The following is a 16,838-nucleotide window of genomic DNA, read 5'->3' as shown; positions in this document are numbered from 1 at the left end:
CGACGTCACTCCTTGAAAAAACAGGCATTCGCGTTTGCAGCACACCCGACGCCGAGGGCGACGCCGGGAAAACGAGAAGAAAGTGAGACCAACGGGCCCATCAGGCCTCGCCGTTGCCACCTTGCTGTGCCTTCTGGCGCAAGCGAATGTTGAGCTCCTTGAGCTGCTCGGCGCTGACCTCGCCCGGCGCATCGGTCATCAGGCAAGCGGCGCTTTGCGTCTTGGGGAAGGCGATCACTTCACGAATCATCTTGGCACCGCTCATCAACATGACCAGACGGTCGAGACCGAAGGCCAGTCCACCGTGGGGGGGAGCGCCGAAGCGGAGGGCGTCGAGCAAAAAGCCGAACTTCTCTTCTGCTTCGGCCTCGCCAATGCCCAGCACCTCGAAGACCGCACGCTGCATGGATTGATCGTGGATACGAATCGAACCACCGCCCAGTTCGGTACCGTTCAAGACCATGTCGTAGGCGCGCGACAACGCATTGGCGGGATCCGCCTTGAACGCCTCCGGCGTGCACGACGGCGCGGTGAACGGATGGTGCAAGGCGGCCAGGCGACCGGCGTCGTCAGTTTCGAACATGGGGAAGTCCACGACCCACAGTGGCGCCCACGCTTGGGTATAAAGATCGAGATCCTCGCCGAGCTTGACGCGCAACGCGCCTAGCGCCTCATTGACGACGCGAGTCTTGTCGGCGCCGAAGAAGATGATGTCGCCATCCTCGGCGCCAACGCGGTCGAGCAACGGCTCGATGATGCCGTCCATGAACTTGACGATGGGCGACTGCAGCCCTTCAATGCCCTTGGCACGCTCGTTGACCTTGATCCAGGCCAGCCCCTTTGCGCCATAGATGTTCACGAAATCGGTATAGGCATCGATTTCCTTGCGTGACAGCTTGGCGCCATCGGTGACCTTGAGCGCTGCAACGCGCCCGTCATCAGCCTTGGCTGGGCCGGAGAATACCTTGAAATCGACATCACGCATCAGATCGTTGACATCGACCAGCTCGAGGGGGATACGCAGATCGGGCTTGTCCGAGCCGTAACGGTTCATCGCTTCGCTGTACGGCATCTTGGGGAATGCCGGCAGGCTGACATCGAGCACGTTCTGGAACAGTTGACGGATCATGTCTTCGGCCAAGGACATGATGTCGTCTTCTTCGACGAACGAGGCTTCCAGGTCGATCTGGGTGAACTCGGGCTGACGATCGGCACGCAGGTCTTCGTCACGGAAGCACTTGGCGATCTGGTAGTAACGGTCGAAGCCCGACACCATCAACAGTTGCTTGAACAGCTGCGGTGACTGCGGCAGAGCGAAGAAGTCACCCGGATGCGTACGGCTCGGCACCAGGTAATCGCGAGCTCCTTCCGGCGTGGCACGCGTCAGAATCGGCGTCTCGATGTCCAGAAAGCCCTGGGCTTCGAGATAGGCTCGCACGCTATGCGTGATCCGCGAACGCAATCGCAACTTGTCGATCATCTCCGGGCGGCGCAGATCGATGTAACGATGCTTGAGGCGGATTTCCTCACCGACCTTGCCATGCTCGTCGAGCTGGAATGGCGGCGTCGCTGCCGTGTTGAGCACCTCGACGTCTGATGCCAGCACCTCGATCATGCCGGTGGGCATATTGGGGTTCTGGGTACCTTCGGGGCGCAGGCGAATGCGTCCGCGAATGCGCAGTACAAACTCGTTGCGGGCACGATCGGCATTGGCGAATGCCTCGGGAGTATCGGGATCGACCACCACCTGGGCGATACCATCGCGGTCGCGCAAATCAAGGAAGATCACTCCCCCGTGGTCGCGACGACGATGTACCCAGCCACAGAGTGCGACTTCCTGATCCACCTGGGTTTCGTTCAATTGACCGCAATAGTGACTGCGCATGTCTTATCCTGTTTCGTTGCGTATTTCATGGGGCGATTCGGCGCCGCCCGAACGGCACCGAACGCGTCAGGCGGACGTCTTGCCGCCGGTCTCGGTAGACGTGGAGGGCGCGGAAGCCTCTTCCGCGAGATTGCGTTTTTGCCCCGATTTGAAGTCAGTTTCATACCACCCGCCGCCGGCCAGGCGAAAGCCCGCTGCGGAGACCAGACGTGATAATTCTGCGCGCTCGCAGCGTGGACAATCGGTCAACGCTGCCGCGTTGACTTTTTGCAGCTTTTCCAGGCGATGGCCGCAGGCCTTGCACTCATACTCGTAGATGGGCATGGTTCTCACCATTCATGTCATCAAGAAGCGCCCGCGCGACGCTCGCGCGGTGGCAGGGATATAGGGCCGGAGATCGCACTTTCCAAGCCTTTTCCGAAAGTCGCTCATTATAGCGCGTTGCGCCACCCAGCGGGCAAGCGTATCGAAGCTCGATCATGTAGCTTGCCGCCACGATGCTAGACTCACTTGATTCCGTTAAAAGAAAAGGATCTCGCATGAAAGCCGTGATTCTCGATGCCGCCAGCCTCGGCGACGATATTGACCTCTCGCCGTTGCACGCGGCGGTCGATACCCTCGAGGTCCATGCGCATACCGCCCTCGATGAGCGCCAGGCGCGTCTCGACAACGCGGATATCGCCATCACCAATAAAGTCGTGCTCGACGGCGAACTGCTCGCTTCACTGCCCACCCTCAAGTTGATCTGTGTGTTGGCGACAGGCACCAACAATATCGACATGGAGACGGCTCGAGCCCGTGGCATCGAGGTGCGCAACGTCTCTGCCTACGGCACGGCGAGCGTGGCGCAGCATACGTTGATGCTGATGCTGGCTCTGGCCAACCGCCTTCCCCTTTACATGCGCGATGTCGCTGCCGGTCGCTGGAACGATAGCCCCATGTTCTGCCTGCTCGACCATCGCACCCTGCAACTGGCCGGCAAGCACCTTGTCATCGTCGGGCACGGTGAACTCGGGCGTGCGGTGGCCCACCTGGCCCAGGCCTTCGGTATGCGCGTCACGTTCGCCGCACGCCCCGGCAACGAAACGCAGGATTCACGCCCTTCCCTCGCGTCGCTGGCAAGTGAGCTCGATATATTGAGCCTGCACTGCCCGCTGACCGATCACACGCGGCATCTCGTCGACACCGAGATGCTGGCCCGTTTCAAACCCGGTGCCTTGCTGATCAATTGTGCGCGGGGCGGTATCATAGATGAAAACGCCGCGTTGGACGCGCTTCGGGACGGATCGATCGGTGGACTCGGCGTCGATAGCCTACCTCAAGAGCCACCACGCGAGGGACATGCGCTCATCGATGCCATGGACGAGGCGCTCAATCTCATCGTCACGCCGCACAGCGCTTGGATCTCGCCGGAAGCTCGCGCCAACGTCGTCAGTCTGACGCGTGACAACCTGCGCGACTGGCTCGCCTCGCGTGCTTAATACATAAGCTTTGAAGCCGGGAGCTTGCATGCTTTACAACTACGGTTCCATCAATATCGACCACGTCTACCGTGTCAGTCATCTGGTGCGCCCCGGCGAGACATTGTCCAGCCAGAGCTTTACGCAGGTACTGGGGGGTAAAGGCGCCAATCAGTCATTGGCCATGGCGCGTGCAAGCGGTGACGTGACGCATTGGGGGCGAGTGTCGCAGAAGGATCGCTGGGTGCTGGAAATCCTGGCTCAGGCGGGCGTCAACACGTCTCTGATCGAACTCACCGCCGACGCTAGCGGGCACGCCATCATTCAGGTCGACGATCACGCCGAGAACGCCATCATTCTCAGCCCCGGGGCTAACCACGGCTTCAGCGAGCGTCACCTCGACGCCCTCATGACTTCGGTGAGTCCTGACGATTGGCTGCTGCTGCAAAACGAGTGCAATGCACTCGAGAGTGTCATGACGCTTGCCGCGCGACATGGCATGCGGATCGCTTTCAACCCCGCCCCCCTAGGGGACAATGTGCATGCGTTACCGCTTGAATTGTGCCAGATACTCTTCCTCAATCGTGGCGAAGCTGCGGCACTGGCGGGGCTCGACGAACACGCTGGGGTCGCCGAACTCATGGATGCCCTCTATCAACGCCTGCCCGAGGTCGAGCAGGTATTGACGCTGGGACGCGATGGCGTGCGTTATCAGCATGGCGCTCAGCGCCTCGAGCTTCCTGCCTTCCCTGTCGAAGCCGTGGATACGACCGCGGCCGGCGATACTTTCATCGGTTACTTCATGGCCGCACGCCAGCGCAACGAGCCCATCGAGACTTGCCTGCATGAAGCGAGCACCGCCGCGGCCTTGTGCGTGCAATGCAGCGGCGCGGCGCCAAGCATTCCGCTTGCCAGCGAGGTAGCAGCGTCCTTCTCGTGATTGGCTAGCGCGCGACATCTTGCGTCATTGATTTACCGGCGCCTCCTTTTGGGATTACTTGGACATTATTTGAAACAGGATTCTCATGACGACACCTCTGATTTTCGATACCGACCCTGGCGTAGACGACGCCCAAGCCATTGCCATTGCCCTGGCGCATCCCGAGATCGAATTGCTCGGCATGACCACGACCTACGGCAATGTCGATATCGATACCGCCACCACCAATGCGCTGCTGCTCGCGGAACTCGCCGACCAGCGTATCCCTGTAGCGCAAGGCGCGGCGGCGCCTCTGATCAAGCGCAAGCATCCGGCGCCCGCCCATATACACGGTGACAACGGGCTGGGCAACCATCCCTTGCCTACTCCGAACCATCGCGCCGAGACGACCAGTGCGCCACAGTTTATCGTCGAACAGGTCAATGCCCGCCCCGGCGAGATCTCGCTGGTCGCCGTGGGCCCGCTGGGCAATCTCGCCGCCGCACTACAGCTCGACCCGGGTATCGTCGACCGCGTCAAGCAGGTCGTCGTCATGGGCGGATCGATTCGCGAGGGCGGCAACGTAACGCCTGTTGCCGAGGCCAATATCTTCAATGATCCGCATGCTGCTGCACGAGTATTGACGGCGGGCTGGCCACTGACTTTGGTGGGGCTCGATGCCACGCATCGCTGCGTGCTGGGCCCCGCGCAGATGGACAAGATCGCCGCGGCCCAAGGCAAGCTGGGCGAGGTATTGGCGGGTAGCTATTCGTTTTATCGTGCGTTCTACCGTACCGCGCTGGATATCGATGGCTGCTGCCCGCACGACAGCTGTGCCTTGGCGTGGTTGATGCGTCCGGAACTCTTCACCACCGCACGCGGGCACTTGAATGTCGTCACCGAGGGTGACGCCGAAGGTCAGACGCTGTTCGCACCACAAGAGCGGACCTTCATCGATCCGCGTTGGGCGCGTTCGCCGCTCGTCGATGTGTGCATGAACGCCGAAGGTAAAGCCGTCGTGGACTGGATCGTCGAGATACTGACCCGTTGAGGATCACTGCCCCCGCTTGCACGATCATACTGGAACGTTTCGGGGGCAGTTTTACCCGAGCTCGAAGGCACTCGGGGACGCAACGTCGACCTTTTCGCACTCGACATGCGTAACGCGCGACGCCGGTGGCCCTTGCCATAACCAGCGTACGACACGGTCAACGGCCGCCTGCTCGCCGCACAGCAGCACTTCGACACGGCCGTCGCCAAGATTCCTGGCGTGCCCCGTGAGTCCTTCCCGCAACGCTTGAGCGCGTGACGCGGCGCGAAATCCGACGCCTTGCACGCGGCCGGTGACCCAGGCCTTGAGACAATATTCATGCATGGCCCTCTCCTTTGCTTGGGGGTGTCGCGTTGTGTGCAGCATAACGTTGCGAATCCACGAACTCGCGCTTGACCAAGACTGCAGAATTGCGAGGCACGATACGCTTGCCACGCGCTTCGAGATGGGTGCGGGTGAAAGCGGCGCCATACAGTAGTATCAGCGAACTGTAGTAAACCCATAGCAATACCAAAACGACCGAGCCTGCTGCGCCATACGTCGATGCCGTGGCGGTATACGCGAGGTAGGCAGCGATAGCGTAGCGCCCGATCGCAAACAGCACCGCCGTCACGATCGCGCCGACCATAACATCTCGCCAACTCACCACGACATCCGGCAACACCTTGAAAATAGCGGCGAAAAACAATGCAATCACCGCCAGTGAGACGAGAAATTCGGCACTGCCCAAGAGCGCGTTGGCCCCCGGCAGCCAGTCGCTTGCATACCTGAAGAAGGCGCGCAGCATCACGCTCAGCGCCAACGACACCATGAGGATGAAGCCCACCGCCAGCACCACGGTCAGCGACAGCAGCCGCTTTTTGATGAACAGCCAAAGCCCGTTACGATCAGGACGCGCCGTCACGCCCCACAGCGTATTGAGGGAAAATTGCATCTGCGCGAAGACGGTCGTTGCCCCCACCACCAGCGCGCCGATGCCCAGTAAAGTCGGCAAGATACCGGAGCTTTCGATGCGCGACTGGGCCACCGCTTGCTGTATCGCTGTAGCGGCGTCTTGACCCATGGTGTCTTGCAACTGCGCCACGATCTGGCCTTGCGCGGCGTCTTCCCCCAGTACCAGCCCAATCACGGTGACGGCGATGATGATCGTCGGCGCCAGTGAAAACAGAGTGTAAAACGCCAGGGAACCCGCGAAACTGAAAGCATTGTGTTCAAGCCATAAGGTAACGGCGTTGACGACGATTCGGTACCAATAGCGCGGCGAGAGATTGATCACGGACACTCCTTGTCGGAAATGATACATGCCGGGCATAGCGAAGCTTGGTCTCAGGATAGCGCAGATATCCCGGGCCACTGCTTATATTGCAGAGCCCCTTGAGGCTGCCCATAATGTCTCGGCCTTGCTGACGGAGCTTTCATGTCCAACGCCACGACGCCCATTCCCGCCTCTAATACATCCTATGCCTTCGATTGCCTGGTCTTCATTGGGCGTTTCCAACCGCCGCATCTAGGGCATATCAGTGTCATACGCGAGGCGTTGCGGCAGGCACGGCAGGTGGTCGTCATGGTGGGATCCGCCTGGCAGGCTCGCTCACTGCGCAACCCCTGGCGCTTCGAAGAGCGCCGAGACATGCTGCGCGAATGCTTCGACGCCGATGACAACGCGCGTCTCGAAATCACGCCGTTACTGGATGCACTCTACAATAACGATGTTTGGGTACGCGATGTGCAGCGTCGGGTGCGTGATGTGGCCGTTCCCCAACAAGGTCGGTTACCCCGAATCGGTTTGATTGGCGCCGGTCGCGGTCAATCGAGCTACTATCTCACGCTGTTTCCGCAGTGGGAGTCGGTCAGTGTCCCGCTGGTCAGTGATGTCTCGGCCAGTCGAATTCGCGAGGCGTTGTTTAGCCAACCGGCATTGGCAGGTGATTACTTGGCACGCGAGGAAAGCAGCGGACTGTCGGCACCGGTACGCGATGTGTTGCGGCGCTTTATCGAAACGCCTGAATGTGCGCAACTGTGGGAAGAACAGCGCCTGCTCGAGCAGTATCGTGAGGCTTGGTCGCAGGCACCCTATCCGCCGATGTTCGTGACTGTCGATGCTGTCGTGGTGCAATCCGGGCATGTGCTGCTGGTCGAGCGTCGAGCCGCGCCAGGCAAAGGGTTACTCGCTTTGCCGGGAGGCTTCATTCAGCCCCAGGAGCGCTTGCTGGATGCCTGCTTGCGCGAGCTGCGTGAGAGGGTACGACTCAAGATTCCCGAAGCCGTTCTCAAAGGCTCTTTACGTGGCCAGCGCTTGTTCGATGCTCCCCATCGCAGTTGGCGCGGACGCACCTTGGCGCAAGCCTTCTATTTCGCCCTGCGGCCCGAACAGCAACTCCCCCATCTCAAGCCCTCACGCAGTGGCGAGCAAGCGCATTGGGTGGCATTGGCTGATCTCGACCCCGAAGCGTTGTTCGAGGACCATTTCTTCATCATTCAGAACTTTCTAGGCTTGCCGGCCGGCATGGCCACACCGTGACGCGACTCGCTGTCAGATGTTCATGCCTGCAAGAAGTCGCGCGGTAACTTCATCATCTGTCGCCAGAGCTTCTCGACGCCGGGCTTATGCACCAGCGAACACCGGTACAAGCGAATCTCGAGCGGAATGTCCCATTGCGAGTCTCCCGCGCGGATCAAACGCCCTGCGGTGAGTTCTTCGCGTATGCAGAAATCGGGAATCCATGCCATGCCGACCCCCTGCAGAGCCATACCTTTGAGGCCTTCCGCCATGGCGGTCTCATAAACGGTATTGAGGCGCATGCGTAGTGGATCATTCTTGAGCAGCATGCGTACGCTACGTCCCAGAAAAGCGCCTTGTGTATAGGCGAGAAAGGGGATCCCCGCCTCGTCGTCCAGCGCAAAGCGTGGCGTACCATCGCTATTGGGCACACAAACCGGCAGCATTTTCACTTGCCCGATGGAGAACGATGGAAAGGCCTCGGCGTCGAGTTGCATGCTGGCGTAGGGATCGTAATACGCCAGCATCAGATCGCAGTTGCCCTCGCGCAACACATGAATGGCATCCCCGACATTCATGGCCACCAGCCGGGTCGGAAGTTCACCCACGCCCTTTTGCAAGCGCGAAATCCAACGCGGGAAAAACGTCAACGCCAGCGAATGCGCGGCGACGATATCGAGCGCTTCGTTGGCCATCGACAGGCCGCGCAAATGGGCAAGGCATTCACTCAGCTGCTCGACCATGCTGCGGGCCGTGACCAGGAACAACTGCCCTTCCGGCGTCAGCCCGATAGGGGTCGTGGAACGGTCGACCAAGGTAGCCCCCACGGCTTGTTCCAGGGAGCGGATGCGTCGGCTGAAAGCAGGCTGGGTGACGTGCCGTTGCCTCGCCGACGCGGAAAAACTGCGTGTATTGGCGAGGGCAACGAAATCTTCGAGCCACTTGGTTTCAAGATTCACCGGTACTCCTGGTGGTCACACAGTAGATGTACGACAGTCGCCAGCATGTGGATCTGACGTCTCGACACCCAAAGGATGTCATTGTATGGGGGCTAGCAGGTACGCTGCCCGAGACACGAGTTTACGCCAGATGGGACGATTGTTGAGTTCGTTCAGCGATACCTCGCGGCATGCGGCAAAATCCCGACGTAGCATGTCCTCTACCTGGCTAGCAAACATCGCATTGGGAACATACGCGGTAATCTCGAAATTGAGTCGAAACGAGCGGTTATCGAGATTGACTGAGCCGACCAGCGCCGTCTCGTCATCGACCAGAACGACTTTCTGGTGCAAGAATCCCGGCTGATAGCGAAAAATACGCACGCCGTGGCGAATCATCTCGGGCAAGAAGGAAAAAGCCGAGAGGAAGACCAGCAAGTGATCGGGACGCTCAGGGATCATCACGCGCACATCGACACCGCGCAGCGCGGCAAGCTTCAAGGCATCTTGCACCCCCTGGTCCGGGACGAAGTATGGGCTGGTCACCCAAAGTCGTTCATGAGCCCCATGAATGGTGTGCTGAATCAGCAGGCTTGCTGTCTCGCAGTTATCAGCCGGCCCGGAGGGTACGACCACCACGTGCTGGCATTCATCGCAGGTAATCGACGGTTCCCAGTTCAGGGACAGGATCTCTTCAGTGGCCCAGTACCAATCCTCCCAGAAGGCTTCCTGCAAACCCATGACGCTCGGCCCGGTAAGCTTGAGATGAGTATCGCGCCAGGGGCCATAGCGCGCCACCCGCCCTAGATATTCATCGGCCACGTTGAAGCCGCCGGTCCAACCCTCTCGACCGTCGACGACCACGATCTTGCGATGATTGCGGAAGTTGATCTGGAAACGGTGCCGCCACCCGCGCGACGAGTTGAAGGCGGTGACCTCGATGCCTGCATCCGACAACTCGTGCAAGTAGTCACTGGGTAAACTGCGGCTGCCGATTTCGTCATACAGCAGGCAAACCCGCACGCCCTGCTCTGCCCGACGCATCAAGTGCTGCTTGAACAAGGTACCTATTTCATCGGCCCGGAGAATGAAGAACTGCATGAGGATATATTCGCGTGCGGCATCGATTCCCTCTAGCAAGCTCTGGAAGGTTTCGTCCCCATCGATGAGCAGTTCGGCTCGATTGCCTGTGCTCATGGGCATCATGGCCAAGCGCTCGACGGCTTGAATGCGCGTGGTGTCAAACGAAGGACGGGAAAAGAAAGGTTCGAGCCGAGGCCTGAAACGCAATAGGACCTGGCGTAGTACGGTATCGCGTTCGCCACGTGCGGAGGTGTACCCGTAGAAACGTGGGCGCCCAAAGATCCAGTAGATGGGAACGGCCAGATAGGGAAAGGTCAACAGCGTAACGATCCAGGCAACCGCCCCTTGAGAGGTACGACTCGACATCAATGCCATGATGGCGGACAACGCACCCAGTACATGGATCGTCACGATCAGGATACCGATCAGTCCGGATGTCATGTCGGCTCCTCCCTGAAACCTTCGAAGCGCACACTGGTTAAAAATCAGGCCCCGCGTGGACGGGGCCTGAGTCGACGATCATCGCATGATCATGCACTCGCGGCGATAATCTCTTTCCATTTCGCCGGACCGATCTGCTGGGCCGATTCGCCTTGACTGTCAACGGCATGTCTTCGACATCGAACTCATAAATTCCACCATACTGATAGCCTCGATGGCGACTATACGGGGCTTCTTCACGCCTAAAGTCTTTCTTTTGTTGTCGGGTATTTTTTATGAGATAACGGTATAAAATTTAGTTTTGGATATTAACCCAACTCGATTAACCGTGCCTTCAGGGTTTGCAACTGATCGCGTAGCCGTGTGGCTTCTTCGAATTCCAGATTTTTAGCGGCTTCGTGCATGGCATCCTCGAGCTTGCCGATTTCCCGGGTCAGGCCCGCAGCATCCATCTGATTGAGCTGCTCGGCACTGTAATCGCCGGGAGCTTCGGCAACACGCTTGTCGGGGCGCTGGTGACCTACTTTCTTACCCGGTGTCTGCGCTCCTTCCATGATGTCGGCAACCGACTTCGTCACTGTCTTGGGCGTGATGCCATGCTCTTCGTTGAACGCAATCTGCTTAGCACGACGGCGCTCGGTTTCATCCATCGCCCGACGCATCGAATCCGTTATCCGGTCACCATAGAGAATCGCCTTGCCGTGTGCGTTACGTGCTGTACGCCCGATCGTCTGGACCAGTGAGCGCTCGGCGCGCAGAAAGCCTTCCTTATCGGCATCGAGAATCGCTACCAACGAGACTTCCGGTATATCCAGTCCCTCGCGCAGCAAGTTGATGCCTACGAGGACGTCGAATTTCCCCAATCGCAGATCGCGAATGATCTCTATGCGCTCGACGGTATCGATATCGGAGTGCAGATAGCGAACACGGATATCGTGCTCGCCGAGATATTCGGTGAGGTCCTCGGCCATGCGCTTGGTCAACGTGGTTACCAGAACGCGCTCTCCCACGTCGGTACGCAACCGAATCTCGGAGAGCAAATCGTCTACCTGCGTCCCCGCCGACCGCACTTCGATTTCGGGGTCAACCAAGCCGGTGGGACGCACGACCTGTTCGACGACCTGACCGGCATGTTCGGCCTCATACTTGCCCGGCGTCGCGGAGACGAAGGTAGCCTGCGGACAAATACGCTCCCACTCCTCGAACTTCATGGGACGATTGTCCAGTGCCGAAGGCAATCGGAAGCCGTATTCGACCAGCGTTTCCTTGCGTGAACGGTCCCCCTTGTACATGCCGCCCACTTGGGGAACGCTGACATGGGATTCATCGATGAACAACAGCGCGTCATCCGGAAGGTAATCGAAGAACGTTGGGGGCGCCTCGCCCGGCGCGCGGCCCGATAGATAACGTGAGTAGTTTTCGATGCCGTTGCAATAGCCCAGTTCGAGCATCATCTCGATGTCATAAAGCGTACGCTGCTCGAGACGCTGGGCTTCGACGAGCTTATCGTTCTTGCGCAACCAATCCAACCGCTCGGCCAGCTCGGCCTTGATGTCATCCACAGCGCTGAGTATCGTCTCGCGCGGTGTCACGTAGTGGCTTTTAGGGTAGATCGTCATACGCGGCACCTTGCCACGCACTTCGCCGGTCAGCGGATCGAACAAGCTGATGGTCTCGATCTCGTCATCGAATAGCTCCACTCGCACCGCTTCATCTTCCGCATCCGCCGGAAAAACGTCGATGACATCGCCACGAACGCGATAAGTACCGCGGCGGAAATCCATATCGTTGCGGGTATATTGTAGTTCGGCGAGGCGCCGCAGGAAGGTGCGCTGATCGATCAACTCGCCACGGTTGAAGTGCAGGCGCATCTTCAGGTATTGATCGGGGTCCCCCAAGCCGTAAATGGCCGAGACGGACACCACGATCAACGCATCACGACGCTCGAGCAGCGCTTTGGTTGCCGAGAGACGCATCTGCTCGATATGGTCGTTGACCGAGGCATCTTTCTCGATGAATGTGTCCGATGACGGCACATAGGCTTCCGGCTGATAGTAGTCGTAATACGAAACGAAATACTCGACCGCATTATCAGGAAAGAAGCTCTTGAACTCGCCGTAAAGCTGGGCGGCCAGCGTTTTGTTCGGCGCCATGACGATGGTCGGACGCTGTAAGCGTTCCACCACGTTGGCCATGGTGAACGTTTTCCCCGACCCAGTGACACCGAGCAGCGTTTGATGCGCAAGCCCGGCGTTGTAGCCATGTATCAAGCCTTCAATGGCCGTTGGCTGATCGCCCGCAGGCTGGAATTGCGACTGAATGCGAAAGGGTTTGCTCATGAGTCTCACATAAGGGCGAGGTAAGGGCTGTTCAAGCCTCGAGCCGTACCCGCGGTCAGGCCGGCCGCGTAGCGATATCCACGTCGCTGACAATCATTAGTTGTTCCCGTATGGCAGTCAGTGTGCCTTGTACCCCAATGCCTGGACGGTTCTCAGCAACGCCTCGCGCCGCACGCGCCCTTCCACTTCGGCACCATGACGACCGACTTCGGCCTCTTCGACGCCGTCCATCTCCATAAGAGCCGTGGTGATGCGATTGACATCCTCGGTACTATCGACCTGCTCGAAGGTCAGTGGTATACGCGCCATGGGGTTTCTCCATCTATTCATTCGTTTGCAGGTGGAAGTTTATCATGGCACGACGGCAGCGCCGCGGTGGTTGGAAAATCCCTTGCCCGCCCTGATATTCATGAGTGACATTCGAATACGGTCGAGTGACCGTCGCGTTCGCGATACGGAGTTATTCCATGAACGATTGGATCAGGCATCTTGAAACGCAAGGGCTAGTGCGCGCAGCGGAGAATGAGTGGCACTTCGGCGAGGCCGTGTCCCAGGCTCGCGTGCCCTTGTCGTCCACGGCAATTGCGCCGCTGCCGCAGTACTCGATCATGGAAATTGCCGGTCCCGATGCCGAACGTTTTCTCCAGGGCCAGACCAGTGCCCAGGTAGCGCTTGCCGATGGTGAGTTCGCACCTTTGACGGCGTTTTGTTCTCCCAAGGGGCGCATGCTGGCCAACGGCCAATTGATGCGCGTGGACGAGACACGCTATTGGCTGGTGCTGGATATCGGCGTGGCCGATCCGCTGCACACGCATCTGGCGAAATATGCGCCCTTTTACAAGGTCGAGATCACGCAGCCGGCAACGCAGATATTCGGTGTGCTAGGCGAGGACGCGGCAGCTCAGGTCGAGGCGCAACTCGATGTCGCGACCCCTGCCACATGGGCCATGGCTCAAAGCGATGCAGCGGCCATCCTTCACCATCCCGGCCCGACTCCAAGGTTCATGGTCGTCGTCCCGGAGGATGCAGCCCTGCCCGCATGGAAGGCTTTCGAGAGCTTCGCTACGCCCGTCGGGAACTCAGTATGGCGCCTGCATGACATCCAGGCCGGTCTCGCCTGGCTGGGAGATGCGCAACGTGACAGTTATCTTCCCCAGATGATCAATTGGGAAGCGTTGGGCGGAATCAGTTTTCGCAAAGGCTGCTACACCGGACAAGAAGTGGTTGCGCGGGCGCATTTCCGCGGTCAGGTCAAGAAGCGTCTGCTGCGTGCTCAGTTAGAAAACGACACGCTACCGGCGCCGGGGACGCCCGTCCACGATGCTAACGGCAAGTCTCAAGGCGATGTCGTATGCGCCGCCTTGAACGTGGATGGAAAGGCCGAGGTACTCGCCATCATCACTCAGCGCGACGAACCCCGCGATCTCAACGTCGATGGCGTGCCGCTCGAGCGCCTGGCGTTGCCCTATGCAATCGAACGTGTCGATCCGGAAAGCATGCCCCTTCAGGCCTGATGTGCCACCAATCCGAATAGGCGGCGCACGGTGGCGGTGCTCTGCGTCGCCACCGTGGCATAGGACTGTTCTCGGAGCTCGGCTAGCGTTGCACAGATAGCATGAACACGAGATGGCTCATTGCGGTGTCCCTGCGCGCCGGAAAGCGGCATGTCGGGGCTATCGGTCTCGAGTACATAACCGTCGTCGGGCAGCGAACGTATAGTACGGCGCAGGCGCTTGGCGCGTGTGTAGGTCGCCCCCCCGCCGAGCCCCAGAACGAATCCCAACTCCAGAAAGCCCCGAGCTTGCTCCGGGCTTCCCGAAAACGCGTGTATCAGGCCACCGGCGGGCAATGCGAGCTGACGCAAGCGCTTTACCACCTGGTCGTTGGCTTGGACACAGTGAATCACGGCTGGCAGATGACGGCGCTTCGCAACGCGCAATTGCGCATCGAAAAGTTGCCATTGACGATCGAGGTCATCAAGACGCGCATCAATGCCACATTCGCCGAGAGCGACGGTCTCGGGGTGAGCGTCGAGTTGGGTTTCCAAAGCATCGATATCTCCCGACGCGTGCACTGAAAGAAAGTAAGGGTGCAGCCCATAGCAGACGCTGATCTCTTGACGTCGCCCAAGATCGGCTACCTGTGGCCAACGCTCACGCGTCGTCCCCGGGACGATGTAGTGCCCCACTCCGGCGTTGGCCGCACGTGCCAGTACAGCGTCGCGGTCTTCATCGAAGACATCGAAGTCAAGATGACAATGGGCATCGATCAGCGTTGCGGACATGCGTCCCTCTCGAGCCGACTTCAGACAGAGCTTAGGCCTCAGTGTTCACGTGTGGCACGGAATTTGACTTCTGGCCAACGCTCTTGCGTCATCTGCAGGTTGACGCGCGTCGGTGCCAGATAAGTGAGGTAGTCTCCGCCGTCCCAGGCAAGATTGGTGCTAGCCTTGCGCTTTAGATCATCAAGCATCTTGGCGTCGTTGCAATACACCCACCGTGCCGTTTGCACATTGACCGGCTCGTACAGGCAGTCGACCTTGTATTCCTGCTTTAGGCGATGCGAGACGACATCGAACTGTAGCGACCCTACGGCACCGACAATCAAGTCATTGTTGTCCATGGGCATGAACACCTGTGTCGCCCCCTCCTCCGAAAGCTGCTTCAATCCTTTTTGCAGGGCCTTCATCTTGAGTGGATCACGCAATCGCACACGCTTGAACAGTTCGGGCGCAAAGTGCGGAATGCCCGTGAAGCGCATGTTCTCGTTCAGGGTGAACGTATCGCCGATCTGAATCGTGCCATGATTGTGCAGGCCGATGATGTCACCGGGCCAGGCTTCTTCGACATGCGAGCGGTCGGATGCCATGAAAGTCAGCGCATCGGCAATCTTGACGTCCTTGCCAATGCGCACGTGGCGCATCTTCATGTTCTTGTCGTATTTGCCCGAACATACACGCAGGAAAGCAACACGGTCACGGTGCTTGGGATCCATGTTGGCCTGGATCTTGAAGACGAAACCGGTAAAACGTTCGTCACTTGCTTCTACGGTACGCTTATCGGTATCGCGCGCTAACGGCGAGGGGGCATATTCGACGAAACCATCGAGCATTTCCCGCACCCCGAAATTCCCCATCGCCGTGCCGAAATACACAGGAGTAAGTTCACCTCGGCGATAGGCATCAAGATCAAAAGTATGAGACGCGCCGCGGACCAGCTCGACTTCCGCTCGCAATTCCTCCGCAGCCTCTTTGCCCAACGTTTCCTCTACCTCGGGGCTATCGAGCCCTTCGATACGCAGATCTTCCGGAATCCGGTTGCCCTGGCCCTGCTTGTAAAGGTGAATGACGTCATTGTAGAGATGGTAGACACCCCGAAAATGGCGTCCCATCCCCACCGGCCAAGTCATCGGTGCACACTGAATGTTCAGTACCGTTTCGACTTCATCCATCACCTCGACCGGATCACGGACATCACGATCCATCTTGTTGATGAATGTCAGGATTGGCGTCGTCCGCAAACGACAGACGTCCATCAGCTTGATGGTACGGTCCTCGACTCCTTTGGCGCCATCTATCACCATCAGCGCCGAATCCACGGCTGTCAGCGTACGGTAGGTATCCTCGGAAAAGTCTTCGTGGCCAGGTGTATCGAGCAGATTGACGATCCGTCCGTTGTACGGGAACTGCATCACCGAAGTCGTCACCGAGATACCACGATCCTGCTCCATCTTCATCCAATCGGAGGTCGCATGGCGTTCATCGCGCTTGCTCTTGACCGAGCCGGCGAGCTGAATGGCGTTGCCGAACAGCAGCATCTTTTCGGTAATAGTGGTCTTGCCAGCGTCGGGGTGCGAGATAATGGCGAAGGTCCGGCGTAATTCTGCTTCTTTAGCCACTTGAGTGTCTGACATCGATATACTTCGCTGATTTGCGGCAGTCGAGGCTGATCAAGCATCTGACTGAAAAGGATGGATTCTTGCCGCGAATTGTACTGCTTAGACGTGCATGTGGGTAGAGGCCCCTGAACGACAAAACCCCCGCTTCGTATGAAGCGGGGGTTTTCGAATAAATGCCTGCCGATGACGGGGCCGGCCATCCGGGACTCTCCATGGGGAAGGCCCTCAATGAATGAACCCCGACCAATGGCCGGGGTTCGAAATAAATGCCTGACGATGACCTACTCTCGCATGGGGAAGCCCCACACTACCATCGGCGCTAAGC

15 protein-coding genes are annotated in these 16,838 nt (G+C 58.8%); 5 read left to right on the top strand and 10 right to left on the bottom strand.

Annotation, left to right across the window (positions count from 1 at the left end; translation table 11 throughout):
• Positions 1 to 100: 100 nt before the first annotated feature.
• On the bottom strand, positions 101 to 1,885 hold the full coding sequence (gene aspS, locus OP496_RS02845; protein ID WP_280561918.1) for an aspartate--tRNA ligase: 1,785 nt from the start codon (positions 1,883 to 1,885) through the stop codon (positions 101 to 103).
• A 66-nt stretch (positions 1,886 to 1,951) separates the two neighbouring features.
• Positions 1,952 to 2,209, bottom strand: coding sequence for a zinc ribbon domain-containing protein (locus OP496_RS02840; RefSeq protein ID WP_280561917.1), 258 nt, complete (start codon positions 2,207 to 2,209; stop codon positions 1,952 to 1,954).
• A 215-nt stretch (positions 2,210 to 2,424) separates the two neighbouring features.
• Here OP496_RS02840 and OP496_RS02835 point away from each other — a divergent pair, with 215 nt between their 5' ends.
• The 3 genes from OP496_RS02835 to OP496_RS02825 all read left to right on the top strand — a co-directional run bounded on the left by OP496_RS02835 (position 2,425) and on the right by OP496_RS02825 (position 5,315).
• Positions 2,425 to 3,366, top strand: a complete 942-nt coding sequence (locus OP496_RS02835; RefSeq protein WP_280561916.1) for a D-2-hydroxyacid dehydrogenase — start codon at positions 2,425 to 2,427, stop codon at positions 3,364 to 3,366.
• A 28-nt stretch (positions 3,367 to 3,394) separates the two neighbouring features.
• Positions 3,395 to 4,285: a ribokinase gene (locus tag OP496_RS02830; RefSeq protein ID WP_280561915.1), complete on the top strand. Its 891-nt coding sequence runs from the start codon at positions 3,395 to 3,397 to the stop codon at positions 4,283 to 4,285.
• 85 nt (positions 4,286 to 4,370) lie between these two features.
• Positions 4,371 to 5,315 carry a nucleoside hydrolase gene (locus tag OP496_RS02825; RefSeq protein WP_280561914.1) on the top strand — a complete coding sequence of 315 codons (945 nt, stop codon included), beginning with the start codon at positions 4,371 to 4,373 and terminating at the stop codon, positions 5,313 to 5,315.
• A gap of 51 nt (positions 5,316 to 5,366) precedes the next feature.
• On the opposite strand, the gene yccX is transcribed toward OP496_RS02825, so the two are convergent.
• On the bottom strand, positions 5,367 to 5,639 hold the full coding sequence (gene yccX, locus OP496_RS02820; RefSeq protein WP_280561913.1) for an acylphosphatase: 273 nt from the start codon (positions 5,637 to 5,639) through the stop codon (positions 5,367 to 5,369).
• On the bottom strand, positions 5,632 to 6,618 hold the full coding sequence (locus OP496_RS02815; protein ID WP_280562371.1) for a YihY/virulence factor BrkB family protein: 987 nt from the start codon (positions 6,616 to 6,618) through the stop codon (positions 5,632 to 5,634). Before OP496_RS02815 ends, yccX begins: the two co-directional genes overlap by 8 nt.
• A gap of 114 nt (positions 6,619 to 6,732) precedes the next feature.
• On the opposite strand from OP496_RS02815, the gene OP496_RS02810 reads away from it, so the two are divergent.
• Positions 6,733 to 7,836 carry a bifunctional nicotinamide-nucleotide adenylyltransferase/Nudix hydroxylase gene (locus OP496_RS02810; RefSeq protein WP_280561912.1) on the top strand — a complete coding sequence of 368 codons (1,104 nt, stop codon included), beginning with the start codon at positions 6,733 to 6,735 and terminating at the stop codon, positions 7,834 to 7,836.
• Between the two features lie 20 nt (positions 7,837 to 7,856).
• Here the strand turns inward: OP496_RS02810 and OP496_RS02805 are convergent, their stop codons facing one another.
• From OP496_RS02805 to OP496_RS02790, 4 genes are all read right to left on the bottom strand, one after another.
• Positions 7,857 to 8,774, bottom strand: coding sequence for a LysR substrate-binding domain-containing protein (locus OP496_RS02805; RefSeq protein WP_280561911.1), 918 nt, complete (start codon positions 8,772 to 8,774; stop codon positions 7,857 to 7,859).
• A gap of 78 nt (positions 8,775 to 8,852) precedes the next feature.
• Positions 8,853 to 10,277 carry a cardiolipin synthase gene (cls, locus tag OP496_RS02800; RefSeq protein ID WP_280561910.1) on the bottom strand — a complete coding sequence of 475 codons (1,425 nt, stop codon included), beginning with the start codon at positions 10,275 to 10,277 and terminating at the stop codon, positions 8,853 to 8,855.
• A gap of 308 nt (positions 10,278 to 10,585) precedes the next feature.
• On the bottom strand, positions 10,586 to 12,616 hold the full coding sequence (gene uvrB / locus OP496_RS02795) for an excinuclease ABC subunit UvrB (protein WP_280561908.1): 2,031 nt from the start codon (positions 12,614 to 12,616) through the stop codon (positions 10,586 to 10,588).
• Positions 12,617 to 12,733: 117 nt separating this feature from the next.
• The gene (locus OP496_RS02790) at positions 12,734 to 12,925 is read right to left on the bottom strand and encodes a hypothetical protein (RefSeq protein WP_280561907.1); all 192 of its coding nucleotides are present in this window, start codon (positions 12,923 to 12,925) and stop codon (positions 12,734 to 12,736) included.
• Positions 12,926 to 13,083: 158 nt separating this feature from the next.
• Between OP496_RS02790 and OP496_RS02785 the strand changes: the two genes are divergently transcribed.
• Entirely contained in the window at positions 13,084 to 14,130 is a 1,047-nt protein-coding gene (locus OP496_RS02785) for a folate-binding protein (RefSeq protein WP_280561905.1), read from the top strand.
• Here the strand turns inward: OP496_RS02785 and OP496_RS02780 are convergent.
• Both OP496_RS02780 and OP496_RS02775 read right to left on the bottom strand, forming a co-directional pair.
• The gene (locus OP496_RS02780; RefSeq protein WP_280561904.1) at positions 14,121 to 14,900 is read right to left on the bottom strand and encodes a TatD family hydrolase; all 780 of its coding nucleotides are present in this window, start codon (positions 14,898 to 14,900) and stop codon (positions 14,121 to 14,123) included. The two genes, OP496_RS02785 and OP496_RS02780, sit on opposite strands and share 10 nt — an antisense overlap.
• Positions 14,901 to 14,938: 38 nt before the next feature.
• Positions 14,939 to 16,528 (bottom strand): peptide chain release factor 3, encoded by a 1,590-nt coding sequence (locus tag OP496_RS02775; protein ID WP_280561903.1) that lies wholly within the window; start codon positions 16,526 to 16,528, stop codon positions 14,939 to 14,941.
• Positions 16,529 to 16,838 lie beyond the last annotated feature (310 nt).

It is taken from the genome of Chromohalobacter sp. 48-RD10 (assembly GCF_029889785.1).
GTDB lineage: Bacteria > Pseudomonadota > Gammaproteobacteria > Pseudomonadales > Halomonadaceae > Chromohalobacter.
This window is presented reverse-complemented; position numbering and strand designations above follow the sequence as displayed.